The organism is Kingella kingae ATCC 23330, assembly GCF_900111845.1.
Taxonomy (GTDB): Bacteria; Pseudomonadota; Gammaproteobacteria; order Burkholderiales; family Neisseriaceae; genus Kingella; species Kingella kingae.
In genome coordinates this window covers 1-13,611 of sequence record NZ_FOJK01000002.1, presented here as the reverse complement: position 1 = coordinate 13,611, position 13,611 = coordinate 1, and the positions used below count along the sequence as shown (strand labels likewise).

The 13,611-nt window shown below is 42.4% G+C and carries 14 protein-coding genes and 2 pseudogenes; 7 read left to right on the top strand and 9 right to left on the bottom strand.

The annotated features are described in order from the left end of the window. The first annotated feature begins 1 nt into the window (after position 1). From BQ5809_RS00405 to xth, 5 genes are all read left to right on the top strand, one after another. Positions 2–1,519, top strand: a complete 1,518-nt coding sequence (locus tag BQ5809_RS00405; protein WP_003787374.1) for an AmpG family muropeptide MFS transporter — start codon at positions 2–4, stop codon at positions 1,517–1,519. 242 nt (positions 1,520–1,761) lie between these two features. Then, positions 1,762–2,988, top strand: a complete 1,227-nt coding sequence (locus BQ5809_RS00400) for a multidrug effflux MFS transporter (RefSeq protein WP_003787376.1) — start codon at positions 1,762–1,764, stop codon at positions 2,986–2,988. A 144-nt stretch (positions 2,989–3,132) separates the two neighbouring features. Then, positions 3,133–3,795 carry a YiaD family glycine zipper/OmpA-like lipoprotein gene (locus tag BQ5809_RS00395; protein WP_032133123.1) on the top strand — a complete coding sequence of 221 codons (663 nt, stop codon included), beginning with the start codon at positions 3,133–3,135 and terminating at the stop codon, positions 3,793–3,795. Between the two features lie 97 nt (positions 3,796–3,892). Continuing rightward, positions 3,893–4,192: a helix-turn-helix domain-containing protein gene (locus BQ5809_RS00390; RefSeq protein WP_003787380.1), complete on the top strand. Its 300-nt coding sequence runs from the start codon at positions 3,893–3,895 to the stop codon at positions 4,190–4,192. Continuing rightward, a complete protein-coding gene (gene xth, locus BQ5809_RS00385) occupies positions 4,189–4,959 on the top strand; it encodes an exodeoxyribonuclease III (RefSeq protein WP_003787382.1) in 771 nt (256 codons plus the stop codon). The genes BQ5809_RS00390 and xth overlap by 4 nt, the downstream gene beginning before the upstream one ends. Positions 4,960–5,061: 102 nt before the next feature. Here xth and BQ5809_RS00380 read toward each other — a convergent pair whose 3' ends face one another. After that, entirely contained in the window at positions 5,062–5,376 is a 315-nt protein-coding gene (locus BQ5809_RS00380) for an ElaB/YgaM/YqjD family protein (RefSeq protein ID WP_407928301.1), read from the bottom strand. Positions 5,377–5,753: 377 nt separating this feature from the next. On the opposite strand from BQ5809_RS00380, the gene BQ5809_RS11050 reads away from it, so the two are divergent. Beyond that, complete coding sequence (locus BQ5809_RS11050; protein WP_003787386.1) at positions 5,754–6,014, top strand: sugar phosphate isomerase/epimerase; 261 nt, start codon at positions 5,754–5,756, stop codon at positions 6,012–6,014. Then, the gene (locus BQ5809_RS11195) at positions 5,972–6,727 is read left to right on the top strand and encodes a VOC family protein (protein WP_038307934.1); all 756 of its coding nucleotides are present in this window, start codon (positions 5,972–5,974) and stop codon (positions 6,725–6,727) included. Before BQ5809_RS11050 ends, BQ5809_RS11195 begins: the two co-directional genes overlap by 43 nt. A 114-nt stretch (positions 6,728–6,841) precedes the next feature. Here BQ5809_RS11195 and BQ5809_RS00365 read toward each other — a convergent pair. The 8 genes and pseudogenes from BQ5809_RS00365 to BQ5809_RS00345 form a co-directional block, all read right to left on the bottom strand. Beyond that, positions 6,842–7,413, bottom strand: a pseudogene (locus BQ5809_RS00365) (IS1595 family transposase); the annotation flags it as partial. Between the two features lie 105 nt (positions 7,414–7,518). Continuing rightward, positions 7,519–7,611 (bottom strand): annotated as a pseudogene (locus BQ5809_RS10625) (IS1595 family transposase); the annotation flags it as partial. A gap of 197 nt (positions 7,612–7,808) precedes the next feature. Further along, positions 7,809–10,262, bottom strand: a complete 2,454-nt coding sequence (locus tag BQ5809_RS11190) for a calcium-binding protein (protein WP_231954147.1) — start codon at positions 10,260–10,262, stop codon at positions 7,809–7,811. A 39-nt stretch (positions 10,263–10,301) separates the two neighbouring features. Continuing rightward, positions 10,302–11,153, bottom strand: coding sequence for a hypothetical protein (locus BQ5809_RS11185; RefSeq protein WP_231954145.1), 852 nt, complete (start codon positions 11,151–11,153; stop codon positions 10,302–10,304). Between the two features lie 24 nt (positions 11,154–11,177). Continuing rightward, positions 11,178–11,561, bottom strand: coding sequence for a hypothetical protein (locus BQ5809_RS00355; RefSeq protein WP_038302904.1), 384 nt, complete (start codon positions 11,559–11,561; stop codon positions 11,178–11,180). Between the two features lie 350 nt (positions 11,562–11,911). Beyond that, positions 11,912–12,400 (bottom strand): FrpA/C-like protein, encoded by a 489-nt coding sequence (locus tag BQ5809_RS00350; protein WP_234982863.1) that lies wholly within the window; start codon positions 12,398–12,400, stop codon positions 11,912–11,914. After that, positions 12,354–13,052: a hypothetical protein gene (locus BQ5809_RS11180; protein WP_231954143.1), complete on the bottom strand. Its 699-nt coding sequence runs from the start codon at positions 13,050–13,052 to the stop codon at positions 12,354–12,356. The genes BQ5809_RS00350 and BQ5809_RS11180 overlap by 47 nt, the downstream gene beginning before the upstream one ends. 8 nt (positions 13,053–13,060) lie before the next feature. Next, positions 13,061–13,549, bottom strand: coding sequence for a hypothetical protein (locus BQ5809_RS00345; RefSeq protein ID WP_032827764.1), 489 nt, complete (start codon positions 13,547–13,549; stop codon positions 13,061–13,063). Positions 13,550–13,611: the final 62 nt, after the last annotated feature.

The following is a 13,611-nucleotide window of genomic DNA, read 5'->3' as shown; positions in this document are numbered from 1 at the left end:
TATGACAAACAAAGTCGCCCAATCGCTTGCTGCGTATTTAGACCGCCGCGCAGGTTTGTTGCTGCTGCTGGGTTTTTCGGCTGGCGTGCCTATTTTGTTGATTTTTTCTACTTTGTCGTTTTGGCTCAACGAAGCAGGTATCAACATCAAAACGGTTACGCAGTTTAGCTGGGCAGCCTTGGGCTATTCGTTCAAATTCATCTGGTCGCCGCTGATAGACAGCTTATCGTTGCCGTTTTTGACGCGCAGTTTAGGCAAACGCCGCGCTTGGCTGGTTTTGTCGCAAAGTTTGATTATGTTGGCGATTGTGTTGATGGCGAACATCAATCCTCAAAACGAAAGCAGCCTGCACTTGATGGCATTGGCGGCGGTGTTGCTGGGTTTTTCGTCTGCCACACAAGATGTGGTGATTGATGCCTATCGCATTGAACTCGCGCCCGACAATCCTGCTTTGCAAACCGTGTTGTCGTCTACTTATGCCGCAGGTTATCGCTTGGGCATGATTGTTGCAGGCGCAGGCAGTTTGTGGTTGGCAAGCTGGTTTGGCTCAACCGAACAGCAATATGTGTATGCCGCGTGGCAACAAACCTATTGGACGATGGCAGCCGTTATGAGCGTGGGTTTGTTGGCAACGTGGTTGGCGCACGAACCCGAACAACACAGGCAGCCTGCACCCATTAACGCGCTAGACAATGCCCGATTGTTTGCTGTGTTTTTGCTATCGGTGTGTGCATTGATTGGTGTGTATCGCGCATCGTCCGATTGGTTTCCCAGCGTCAAAAACGCGCCTTTAACCGCCTTTGCGTTGGAAAGCGGACATTTATTATTGGCGATTGCAGGCGCATCGGGTGCAGGCTGCTTTTTGGTCAAACTGGGCGTAGCGAGTCAGCAAAAAGTCTATCAAACATGGGTTACGCCTGTTGCCGATTTCTTTCAACGCTATGGCAAACGCGCCTTGCTGTTGCTGGCATTGATTGGCTTGTATCGCATTTCCGACATTGTCGCAGGCGTGATTTCCAATATTTTTTACGTTCATTTGGGCTTTGATAAAGAACAAATTGCCGCTGCCGTCAAAACTTTTGGCGTGTTGATGTCGTTGCTGGGCGGTTTTGCAGGTGGCGTGTTGGCGCAAAAAATTCGCATTATGCACATGATGATGCTGGGCGCGATTTTGGCAGCTTCAACCAATTTGCTGTTTATGTGGCTGGCGTTGCACGAAAAAAACACCGCATGGCTGTATATTGCCGTGGGCTTGGACAATTTGGCTGGCGGCTTGGCAACCACCGTGTTTGTCGTATTTTTGTCTAGCCTGACCAATATCCGCTTCACGGCGGTGCAATACGCGCTGTTGTCGTCTTTGATGACGCTGTCGCCCAAAATCTTGGGTGGCTATTCGGGCGCGATTGTGCAGGAAATTGGCTATCCGCAATTTTTCTTGTTTACTACGCTAATTGGCTTGCCGATTTTGTTGCTGATTTGGCTGGTGGATAGGCAGTTGTTTCGTAGGTCGGGGTCTTGACCCCGACAAAAAGCAGCCTGCACTTTAATGTGAAATGCTATCCGCCGTCATTCCTGCGTAGGCAGGAATCTAACGTACAATTTAGGTAACAGAAAATATAGTGGATTAAATTTAGATTAGGACAAGGCGACAACGACCGCCGTGTGCAAATAGCACATAAGGGCGTTCGCAACGCCGTACTATTGCGATTCCATTTCACTATAAAACAAATTTTAATTTTCAGGGTTTAATCCCAAAACATTATGAAACTCTATAAACCCACCAAACCGCTTTCACGCGGACACATGGCAGCCTTACTCGCTATGCTCATCACCATTATGCCGTTTTCCATTGATGCCTATTTGCCTGCATTGTTGGACATTTCCACTGCGCTCAATGCCGACATTCATCACATTGAGCAAAGTTTAAGCAGCTTCATGCTCGGCATTGCCATTGGGCAGATTACAGGCGGCTCGCTATCCGACATCAAAGGTCGCCGCAACATCGCATTGGTTGGCTTGTGTATTTACTTAATCGGCAGTTTTGGCTTGATTTTTGTGCAAACCGCCGACCAGTTGCTAACCCTACGCATCGTGCAGGCATTGGGTGCAGGCATGAGTGCGGTCGTGGTCGGCGCGGTGGTGCGCGATAACTATCAAGGACGCGAAGCCGCACAAATGTTCGCCCTAATCGGCATTATCGTTATGGCAGCACCATTGATTGCGCCGTTGTTTGGCTCATTTTTGCGCGGATTGGCTGGTTGGCGCAGTATTTTTGCGTTTTTGTTTATTTACGCGACTTTTGTAACCATTTTACTGTTCCGCTTTTTGCCACAACGCAAAGCTGCCGAGCCGATTACGCGCGAACAAGTCCGTCAAATCGGCAGCCGTTATTATGCCGTTTTGAGCAATAAAGCTGCGTTGGGATTTTTGTTCTATCAAGCTGCATCATTCGCATCTATGCTGGTGTTTTTGAGCGAATCGCCGTTTGTTTACATGAAACTGTACGGCTTGTCGCCCACGCAATACGCATGGGTGTTTGGTTGCAATATCGTGATGATGATGTCGTGCAACCGACTGACCGCGTTTGGTTTGAAGCGCAACTGGGAATCGCACCATTTGTTGTTGGTAGGCATCATCATTCAATTTACCGCCAATTTATTGCTGTTTAGCAGCGTGATGATTGCCAAGCAGCCTGCATTTTGGTGGTTTGTGCCGTGCGTGGTGTGTTCGGTGGGCGCACAAGGTTTAATTGCCGCCAATTCGCAAGCCTTGTTTATGGGCAACTTCAAGCCCGAAATGGGTGGCAGCGCAAACGCCGTGTTGTCGTCATCGCAATCGCTCATTGGTGCAGGCGCAGGTTTTGTGGTGACTTTGTTACACAATGGTACGGCAAATGTGATGGCTGGCGGTATGTTTGCCAGCACGGTGGTGGGCATGATTTTGCTGTGGACTTTGTCGGACAAGCAGTTGCGCCAAGCCAAGTTGTAAAACGTAATTTAGCGTTAAAAAATCCGCGACTTGATAAAAATAAGCTATATTGCGCGACCAATTTATATTGTGCAGACAGCATCAAAAGCAGCCTGCACATTTGGCTTATTCCATTTAACTGTCTTCACACAAGGAAAAAACATCATGAAAATGTCTCAAAAACTCATCATCATCGCAACGACTTCTGCTTTGGCATTGAGCGGTTGCGTAACCAACGCACAAGGTCAGCAACAAGCCAGCAAAACCGCGGTTTATGGCGTAGGTGCGGCAGTGGCGTGTGGTATCGTGGGTGCATTAACACATGGCAGCACAGGTGCGCGTAACTCTGCGTTGGCGTGTGGCGCGTTGGGTGCGGGCGTGGGCGGTTACATGGATTACCAAGAAACCAAATTGCGTGAACAACTTGCCAACACAGGCGTAGAAGTAGAACGCCAAGGCAACCAAATCAAATTGACGATGCCAGAAAACGTAACGTTTGCCACGGGTCGTTACGATTTGTCGCCAGCGGCACAATCGGCTTTGGCAAACGCGGCGCAAACTTTGGCAACGTATAACGAAACCACGATTACGATTGTAGGTCACACCGACAGCACAGGTTCAGACGCGATTAACAATCCATTGTCATACAACCGCGCTAATGCCGTTGCTTCGTATTTGAATCAACGTGGCGTAGCCGCTAATCGCATGAGCGTATCGGGTCAAGGTTCGCGTCAGCCAATCGCCGACAACAGCACCGATTATGGCCGCGCTCAAAACCGTCGTGTGGAGATTTTGATTAACCCTAATCCAAACGCGCAAGTTAAATAAACATTGTTATAAAAAATGCAGGCTGCTTCGATATCGTGTCAAGCAGCCTGCAATCGTATAAAGCAATAGTAATAAGTAATCAAAATAAGTTGCAATAATGATGAACACAAAAAGCCATTCAAATTTAAATAACGCATCGGATATGCTCAAAGCCATGTCCAATAGCGAGCGATTGTCGATTTTGCTGTTGCTGCTGGAACACGAAAGCAGCCTGCAAGAATTGGTGCAAGCCACGGGTTTGACTGCCACGCAAGTGGGTAACCATTTGTACAAAATGCGGCAGCTTGGTATGGTAGACTACACGCGCTTTATGCGAATTATGCAATATCGCATCACATCTGATGAAATCAAAAACGTGTTGCGCGCGCTTTCTATCAACCCGAAAGAAATAACATGAATATCACGACTTGGAATGTGAACTCGCTCAACGTGCGCCTGCCGCATGTGAGCAACTGGTTAAGTCAGCATCAGCCCGATGTGTTGGTGCTGCAAGAATTGAAGTTGGAACAAGACAAATTCCCTGCTGCCGCCTTGCAGATGATGGGCTGGCAATGCGCGTGGAGCGGTCAAAAAACCTATAACGGTGTGGCAATCATTAGCCGTCATGCGATTGAAGATGTGCAAACAGGCTTGCCTGCGCTACCCGATGACCCACAACGCCGTGTGATTAGTGCAACCATCAACGGCGTGCGCGTGATTAACGTGTATTGCGTGAACGGCGAATCGCTAGAAAGCGACAAATTTGTCTACAAACGCCAATGGTTTGCCGCGCTCACGCAATGGGTACGCGAGCAAATGCAGCAATATGACAAACTGGTTTTGTTGGGCGATTTCAATATTGCGCCTGCTGATGACGATGTGTACGACCCCGAAAAATGGCGCGAGCAAATCCATTGTTCCAGCGAAGAACGCGCTTGGTTTCAAACTTTGCTGGATTTGGGTTTAACCGATTGCCTGCGCCAAATTCACCCAACGGGTGTGCACTACACTTGGTTTGACTATCGTGGCGCGATGTTCCAACGTAAATTAGGTTTACGTATTGACCACATTTTAGCCAGCCAAAGTTTGGCAAGCAGCCTGCACGATGTGCGTGTGGATTTGGAAGAACGCGCCCAAGAACGACCCAGCGACCATGCACCTGTGTCGGCGTGGTTTGATTTGTAAACAGGTATTTTGCCCCTGATATATAAAAAACGTGAAAAAAGCAGCCTGCACTTTTGTAAACATACAAAAATGCAGGCTGCTTTGGTTATCTAAACAACCCAATTAACGGCGATTGAGCAACACGCCCACCACCAAGCCAGCCAAAGCGGCAAAGCCCATGGCGTAATAAGGCTTATCGTTTACATATTCATCGGCGCGTTTGGCGTGGTATTTAACCTGTTCCACCGTGCGGTCTTCCAAATTTTGCAAAGTAGATTGCGCGTTGCCCAATCGTGCTTGCAATTTCGCTTTTAAGGCTTGAGTTTCTTCCGCGCCGCGTTCTACGCCTTCATCATACAAGGCTTCGACATCATTCAATACGGTGCGAATTTCTTTCAAGAGTGCTTCTTTTTGTGCTTCAAAATCACGTTTCATCATGCAATCCTTTTCAAAAGTAATAGAAAATTGCCCGAAGGCAAGACTGACTATAACGCTATCAATTTGCTGTAACAAGCATTTTTGTACAAATTTACTTAATTTAAAACAGGACAAAACACTTAATAAGTTGTGGATAACTATATTACACGATTGAAATCAAATTAAAAAATAAAATTGCCTAAAAAATAAGCAAAATAAAATCATCAGAATAAGGCTGTTTAATTTGGCGATTTTGTGCAACATTATGCGTTGCATTTTTTAGCTATAAAACAACTATTTATGTATATTTAATAATAAAAATCATCTAATTTTTATTATTTTATTTCAAAAATTCAAAATTTTTAGCATTAAGTATTGTGCAATATTGAAAGGTTTGTATGAAACACAGCATCGCCACCGTGTCGTTGAGCGGCACTTTGCCCGAAAAACTTCGCGCCATTGCAGGCGTGGGTTTTGATGGCGTGGAAATTTTTGAAAACGACTTGCTTTATTTTGATGGCAGCCCTGCCGATGTTCGCAAAATGTGCAAAGACTTGGGGCTGGAAATCATGCTGTTTCAGCTGTTTCGCGATTTTGAAGGCGTGCGCGTGGGCGTTTGGCGCAACAATTGGAACGAGCCGAGCGCAAATTTGATTTGATGCACGAATTGGGTACAAATAAAATTTTGGTGTGCAGCAATGTGCAGCCCACCACGATTCATAACGATGATATTGTGGCGGGCGATTTGTTTGCGCTGGGCGAAGTCGCCAAAAAACACGATGTGCAAGTGGGCTACGAAGCCTTGGCGTGGGGCATTCCTGCCGACCGCATTGACGGCTGGACGCTGCATTTCCGCTCTATTTTTGGATTCCGCCACGACGCCGATATGAGTTTGCCCGACCTCTATGGCTTGATGAAAAGCCGCTTGGTTCGCAGTGAAAATGGCGCGATTCACATTCCGCTGAACGCATCGGACAACCAAAACACGGTGGTGTCGCGTTCTATGGCAAACTATAAAGGCAGCGGCGTGCAGCATATTGCCTTTGCCAGCGATAACATTTTTAGCACCGTGAAAACGCTGCGTGAAAACGGCGCACAGCTGTTGGACATTCCCGAAAATTATTATGATGATTTGCAAGCACGTTTTGATTTGGACGATGCATTTGTGGCAAAACTTCGCGCCCATCATATGCTGTATGACATAGACGGTAAGGGCGGCGAGTTTTTGCACGTTTATTCGCAAATCATTGAAAACCGCTTTTTCTTGGAAGTGATTCAACGCATTGGCGGCTACGATGCGTATGGTGCAGCCAATACGCCTGTGCGTTTGGTCGCGCAAGATTTGCATTGGAAAAAAGTGCAGGCTGCTTGAATTTAGAGCGCAGCGCATGACCTAGACAATTTTCCTGAAATAGACAAAGCAGCCTGCACTTTTGGTTGATTAAAAGTGCAGGCTGCTTTTTCATTTTGGGGCTGTCCTAGATAACTAGGACAAACTCGATTTTACTAATTGTTTTAAAATAGAACAAGAACTTTTATCTCACTGTTGTTAAAACGCCATTCGCACTCCTTTAAATACAGCTCAAAATGCTCTTTGGGAATGCCGTTAAACTTGCGTAAATGACGTTTTGCTTGGTTCCAAAAGTTCTCAATTCCGTTGATATGGTTTTGTCGTTCAGCAAAATGTGTGCTGTGATTGATACGAAAACGAAGTTTCAGCGGAGTTAAAATAGCTTTGTTGCTCACATCTAATACATCATAGCTACGATAACAATCCGTATAAACGATGCTGTCAGGTTTAACTTGTTCACGAATAATGGGTAACAAAGTGGCTGTTTTAGTATTCGGTACGGTAACAGTGTAAACTTTACCATTTCGCTTCAAGAGCCCGAATACAGCGACTTTACCAGCAGCACCGCGACCGCATTTACCTTTTCGCTGCCCATCAAAATAACTTTCATCTGCTTCTACTTCGCCATCAAACATTTCTAAATGTGGACTGTTTTGATAGATAAGTAATCGTAAACGATGAAAATAATAGGCTGCGGTATTTTTATTATAGTGGATTAAATTTAGATTAGGACAAGGCGACAACGACCGCCGTGTACACCTAGTACATAAGGGAGTTGGCAACGCTGTACTAATCTAAATTTAATTCACTATAACACCTACTAACTCTGCTGCTGTTCTTACAGTTACGCCTGCGACAAATAACTCAATGAGTTTATTTTGTTTGTACTGACTTAGACGACTTTTTAGCTTTGCTGAAACTACGTTTTCTCATAGGGATAATTCTAACTTAATTTGAATTTCCCCAGTTATCTAGGATAGCCCCAAGATATTTTATCATTTTTGCGAATACAGGTTCTTAGTATCGTGGTTTCATATTTGCTAATATAACAAAAAGCCACCCTAAATTATGAGGCGGCTTTAGTCAGATTTTACGCAAAACATTACAGGTTATTTGCAGCGAATACCTGCTGTGAATATTCTTTCATTTGTTCAAGAACACCTAACCCACTTCCTGTTTCAGGAGCGAATGACGCCATTGCTTGTACCAATTTTTGTACTGCACTCACATCAAGATGTGAGCCGTCATGGGTTTGAATGGTTTCAATCCTACGCGGAATAATGCCAAACCAATCTTCAACGGTTACGCTGTCTGTTTGACCCAATACTTGAACTGTCAAATCACGACCATTGCGGCTAAACCATAAATCTTGTTTTGCAATACCTGATCCTAGTTTTAAAGTATCATTACCAGCACTATCATAAATTCGGTCATTGCCATCACCAAGATTGAAAAGATAGGTATCGTTACCAGAACCCCCTTCTAAGCGGTCATCATTTTTGCCACCGGCTAAGGTATCATGACCATTATTGCCTACAAGGTAATCAATGCTTGCATTACCTATTAAGGTATCGTTACCGTTACCACCATACAATTTACCGCCATCTGTATAAGCATACAGCTTATCATCACCACGAGTCGGACTGATGACCCATTGACGCAGTTGCTCGGTGTTGAGTTGTTTGCCATCAGCAAATTCAATACGTTGAACGGTGTAATCGCCCTTACCGTCTTTTTCAAAGAAGTTTTGAACAGTAACTTGCTGACCGTCTTTTTGCGTAATCAATAAATCAGCTTCATTGCGGTGAATGGTGACATCGTTTAATCGTGTATGAGTAAATTTCAGCACATCTTTATCGTGTTGCGGATTGAAGTTTAAAACGGTATCTTGACCGAATTGTTTACCAAAAATATAGGTATCAGAACCCATTCCACCTTCTAAAATATCATTCAGGCTGCCTGAAACAATGGTATCGTCCCCATCTCCACCATAAGCGCGATTATTTCCTGTTTCTAGGTAAATCCTATCGTTACCGCCGCCCGCATCAATATTGTCATCGCCTAACCCTGCGTAAATGGTGTCATTGCCATTGTAGGTTTCAATATGGTCATTTCCTGCCCCTGCATGAACCGTATCATCATCGCCATAACCCTGTAAGAAATCGTTACCATCTGTACCACGTAACAGCGTTTCTTTGATTTCTGCTAGGCTGATTTGACCACCGTCATATTCAATCGCATCAATATGTTGAGTTAAAACATCGCCAGCAAACATATTGCTAACAGTAATACTGTTTTGCTCACCAGATACACGAATAATCAGGTCATTACCATTGCGTTTATAAGAAATGGCATCTTTGCTCACACCGTTCAAACGTACCACATCATGACGTTTGTCTGATGTATCGCTATTGTAAATCGTGGTTGCACCAAAACCTTTATTAAACTCGTACACATCAGAGCCATTACCACCATTCACAACAGCAGTAGCAGAACCTACGATTAAACGGTCATCGCCCCCATTACCATTCAATACATCACGACCGAGCAAACCAACTGCTTGTAAGACATTGTTAGCAGCATCACCATTTTGTTCTGCCAAAATGGTAGCTGCTTTATCACCTAGTACATTCAGCCAGTCTTGTAATTGACCGCTCTCTTTACCCTGTTTAGCGAAATCAGAAAGCAACGACATTCCAGCAGTCCAATCTTTTGCACTACCAAAAGCCAAAAATTCGCCTAAATCTACAAAGGCTTTTTGAGCATTGGTTGCAAAAGTTTCTTGAAATTTGGTTTGAACATCGGTGTAATCTAACGTAAATTGTTGTTTATCATCTAATTTAAAGCCGATTTCATTCAAATAAGGCTGTAAACGTGTTTGGAATAACAAACCCTGATAGATATTATTTGCCAATGAATCATAAGTTTGATTAACCGTATCAATAATTTGACGAGCTTGTGCTTGCGTACCAAAGTAGAGCGTTTCAGATTTTTCGCCTGTAAACGCATCAAGAACGGCAATTTTGCTGCGTACAGCTTCAAAATCGGCTTTGGTTTGAGCATCTAACACAATACCTTTGCGCCATTCTGCGATTTGAGTGGGTGTCAACCCAATGCCCTCGTTATCAGTCAAAATCAAATCACTAGATAAAGTAAACGCATCTGTTTTGGATTTGAATGGGTCAGTTGCACCCCATTTAGTAACCAACTCACTCAACAATGCTGTTTGTTCTTCTTTGGTTTGAGCAGCAGCATAGGTTTTTAACGTATCTGCTAATTCAGCGTTCAATGCGGCAGCCTCGCGCAAATCGCGCAAACGTCCCAAACCCTGTAAATTAGGAGCTTGTAATTGTTCAGGTGTCAGCTCTACCGTATCTGTGTAACGACTATACAAACTGTTGCTAGCAAATTCTACATCGCCCATTTCACTAGTTGTACCATCTATTTTAGTGTAGCTACCAATATGGGTTAAACGGTTGCCATTGCCTAAATCTTTGCTATTTTCTTGATGTTCTAAATTAAGAGATTGAATACCCAATGCTTGTAATGTAAACAATTCATTGGCTTGTGAGATGCCGTCTTGATTGATGTCTTGTCATACTTTCAGGCTGCTAAACAATTCATCTGCTTGATTGATGAGATTATCGTGATTACTGTCTAATTCTGCCAGTGCTGCATAACCATGAGCTGCTGTCGCACCATTAGACAAAACAGAATGGTTACCAAAGATTTCCTTGCCGCTGTCGATTTTGCCGTTGTTATTCAAATCTAACGCCAAAATACCGTTACCTGCTGCTGCCCAACCCGTAGCGGTTGCGATACCGTCTGCGTTGTGGTCGAAGCGTGCGCTGACAGAAGAGGGGGCGAGAGTTTGAATGCCTTTGCCGTCTAGGTTTAGGATTAGGGGGTCGTAGCCGTAGGCTTTGCCGTCTCGGTTTACTTCATCTTGCCAATCTTTCCAATCGCTCGGATCGCACCAATTTTTTTCAGGAAGTAATAAAGAACCTTCGCCTGGTGTCAATGCATTACCTAAATCTGGGTCGTCCAAACCCATCTGATTTAGTAATGTTGATGCTACGGAATTGCTGTTTTTGCCTAATCCAAAGAAAGGGTAAGGAAGATTCTGATCATTGATTTTCTTGCCTGCTTCATAACCTTTATTGTATTTATCCATTACGCTTTCGTAAGAACCCTCATACAAAGTCTGTTGACGTTGTGATGGATTGTAGAAAAAACCTCCAGCTTCTGTTTCGGAATAAACTTTTAATCTATCTGAAGGCAAGTAACCTATAGGTTTGATTGCCCCATCTTCAGATGTTGCTAATCCATTAAGTTCGTGAACAACCTTTCCACTAGGATCTAAAACGGCTATAAAATTATGTCCGCCCATCCCACCGACTAATGGAAGTTGTGATTTTACAATTCTATAGTTTTCTGATTGACTCATAATTATCATCCTAAAATAACAAAATTAAAACTTCTTGCTCACAAAAGAATCCAACCCTCTATTCGGATCAATTTCTATATAAAAATTAAATGTTGAATTTTTTTTCTCTCCATGAATAACGATACTCTGCTTTACTACCGCCCTATATGAGCATAGAGTATCCGTACAAGTCATACCCATTCCAGATGCCACATTTTTAATATTTTCCGAGTTGTGATTACCAGCTAATTTTTCTTCAAAAATATACTTAAGATTATTTGGGTTGTTGGGATATACATTGATAATGTAGTTGCTTATTTCATTATCTGGCAAAAGGGAAAAATCCACCTTCATTTTAGGAAATCCAAAATCACAGGCAACCACAAAAAAAATTAAAATAGAATATAAAAATATTTTTGGATTAAACATAAAATTATCCTTATTTAAAAGTTCTTGGGTATCCTGATACGCTTTTTAAATTCAAGAATATATTATCAAGAGAAGCATATAAGGAAACTGTGTTTGTATTTTATTATCTCTACCAATACTACCTAAAAAACTATTTGTTGCTTGAATAGCAAGCGTAGGGTGGGTGCTTGCACCCACGCATTTCAAGTTACTCATTAACTTATCCTTGCAACAGAAATTTTACAAAAATTATCACAATTTAAAATTACAGTCAACATCTTTAAGACTTGTTCTTATTTTTATAATTCTGATACTTCAATTAGCTTTCAGGCTGCCTGAAATATCAAAACTATTTAACATTACTGGTTAATTCAGCGTAAATCACGTAAGCGACCTAAACCCTGTAAATTAGGAGCTTTTAATTGTTCAGGTGTCAGCTCTACCGTATCGGTGTAACGGCTATACAAACTGTTGCTAGCAAATTCTACATCGCCCATTTCACCAGTTGTATCGTCTATTTTAGTGTAGCTGCCGATATGAGTTAAACGGTTGCCATTACCTAAATCTTTGCTATTTTCTTGATGTTCTAAATTAAGCGATTGAATATCTAATGCGTCCAGAGTGAACAATTCATTGGCTTGGGAGATACCATCTTGATTGATGTCTTGCCATACTTTCAGGCTGCTAAACAATTCATCTGCTTGATTGATGAGATTATCGTGATTGCTGTCTAATTCTGCCGGTGCTGCATAACCATGAGCGGCTGTCGCACCATTAGACAAAACCGAATGATTACCAAAAATTTCTTTACCACTAATCAATCTTGCCGTTGTTATCCAAATCCAATGCCAAAATACCATTACCTGCTGCTGTCCAACCCGTAGCGGTTGCGATGCCGTCTGCGTTGTGGTCGAAGCGTGCGCTGACAGAAGAGGGGGCGAGAGTTTGAATGCCTTTGCCGTCTAGGTTGATAACCAATGGGTCGTAGCCGTGGGCTTTGTTAGTGCGTGGTGGCTGTTCCACCCAAGGTTTTAAACATTGGTAACCATCATCTCCATATGGGAAAAGTGGCTCACTTCCAGGTAACATATTAGACCAAGACTCATTCCATGTTGGCCATAACATTCCATCAAAATCTTTAACAGGATTAATACCCCCGACATTTAATGCTCTCCAAGTAAAATCAATGCAACTATTCCATAACCCATTATAGTCTCTATCAAAACCATAATTAGAGGAATGTTCTCCAAAGTCTTTTAATCGCTCATATTGTTCTTTTGTAATTTCTATTGTTCTAGAATAAGAAGTCGATAAGTAGTTGTCACTGTCATCATCGTATACATGACCTTTTCCAAATGCTTTTCCATGTTCAAGAGGTGCGAATCCGTAACTTTTGGGTTTGGATTTATAATCATTGATTTCATACCACATATGACCAACTGAAGAAGTTCCGCCTTTTTTCAAAGGTGTTCCTCTATTTGCAATATGGATGGTTACTGAATAAGTCATCATTTACCTCGTTACTTTGCTTTGTATAAAAGAGTAATTTCAATTTGTTTTCGATAATTATCAAGAGAGCTTAAGTCTATATTATCAATATTAATTTTAAAGTAATATTTTCTCCCTTTTTCTAAATAAAAATATTTAGGAAATGCATCCACAGAAATGACTCTGTCAGCTGGATTAGAACTATGGTGATGCAACCGTATGGGGTATTCAGTTATGGAATAAATTAATTTATTGTTTTCATCGAATATTGAAATTGATGATTTATATTTTCCTGTATTACTTTCGGTTCTTATAAGATCTATTGTTTCTCCCCACTTATTTATGTCATCCACAAAGTAATTAATATAAATTGAATAAGTATCGCTCTTGTCAATATCTATAAAATAATAAACATCAATTTTATTATTTAAATCACCTAACTCATAGAAATAACTTTTTTCATAATGACATCCGCATAAGAGTATAGTTAATCCCAATAAACTAAATAATATTTTTTTCATTGAAAAAATCCTTGCCATTATAATATAGATTTATGGTTAATAATTTGTTTGCTAGAAAAAGA

Coding starts and splice junctions, on each gene's coding strand:
- BQ5809_RS00380 (WP_407928301.1), bottom strand. CDS start 5,376: ATGATGAAACGTGATTTTGAAGCACAAAAAGAAGCACTCTTGAAAGAA.
- BQ5809_RS00395 (WP_032133123.1), top strand. CDS start 3,133: ATGAAAATGTCTCAAAAACTCATCATCATCGCAACGACTTCTGCTTTG.
- BQ5809_RS00355 (WP_038302904.1), bottom strand. CDS start 11,561: ATGTTTAATCCAAAAATATTTTTATATTCTATTTTAATTTTTTTTGTG.
- BQ5809_RS11185 (WP_231954145.1), bottom strand. CDS start 11,153: ATGAGTCAATCAGAAAACTATAGAATTGTAAAATCACAACTTCCATTA.
- BQ5809_RS11180 (WP_231954143.1), bottom strand. CDS start 13,052: ATGATGACTTATTCAGTAACCATCCATATTGCAAATAGAGGAACACCT.
- BQ5809_RS00350 (WP_234982863.1), bottom strand. CDS start 12,400: ATGGTATTTTGGCATTGGATTTGGATAACAACGGCAAGATTGATTAGT.
- BQ5809_RS00390 (WP_003787380.1), top strand. CDS start 3,893: ATGATGAACACAAAAAGCCATTCAAATTTAAATAACGCATCGGATATG.
- BQ5809_RS00405 (WP_003787374.1), top strand. CDS start 2: ATGACAAACAAAGTCGCCCAATCGCTTGCTGCGTATTTAGACCGCCGC.
- BQ5809_RS00345 (WP_032827764.1), bottom strand. CDS start 13,549: ATGAAAAAAATATTATTTAGTTTATTGGGATTAACTATACTCTTATGC.
- xth (WP_003787382.1), top strand. CDS start 4,189: ATGAATATCACGACTTGGAATGTGAACTCGCTCAACGTGCGCCTGCCG.
- BQ5809_RS11050 (WP_003787386.1), top strand. CDS start 5,754: ATGAAACACAGCATCGCCACCGTGTCGTTGAGCGGCACTTTGCCCGAA.
- BQ5809_RS00400 (WP_003787376.1), top strand. CDS start 1,762: ATGAAACTCTATAAACCCACCAAACCGCTTTCACGCGGACACATGGCA.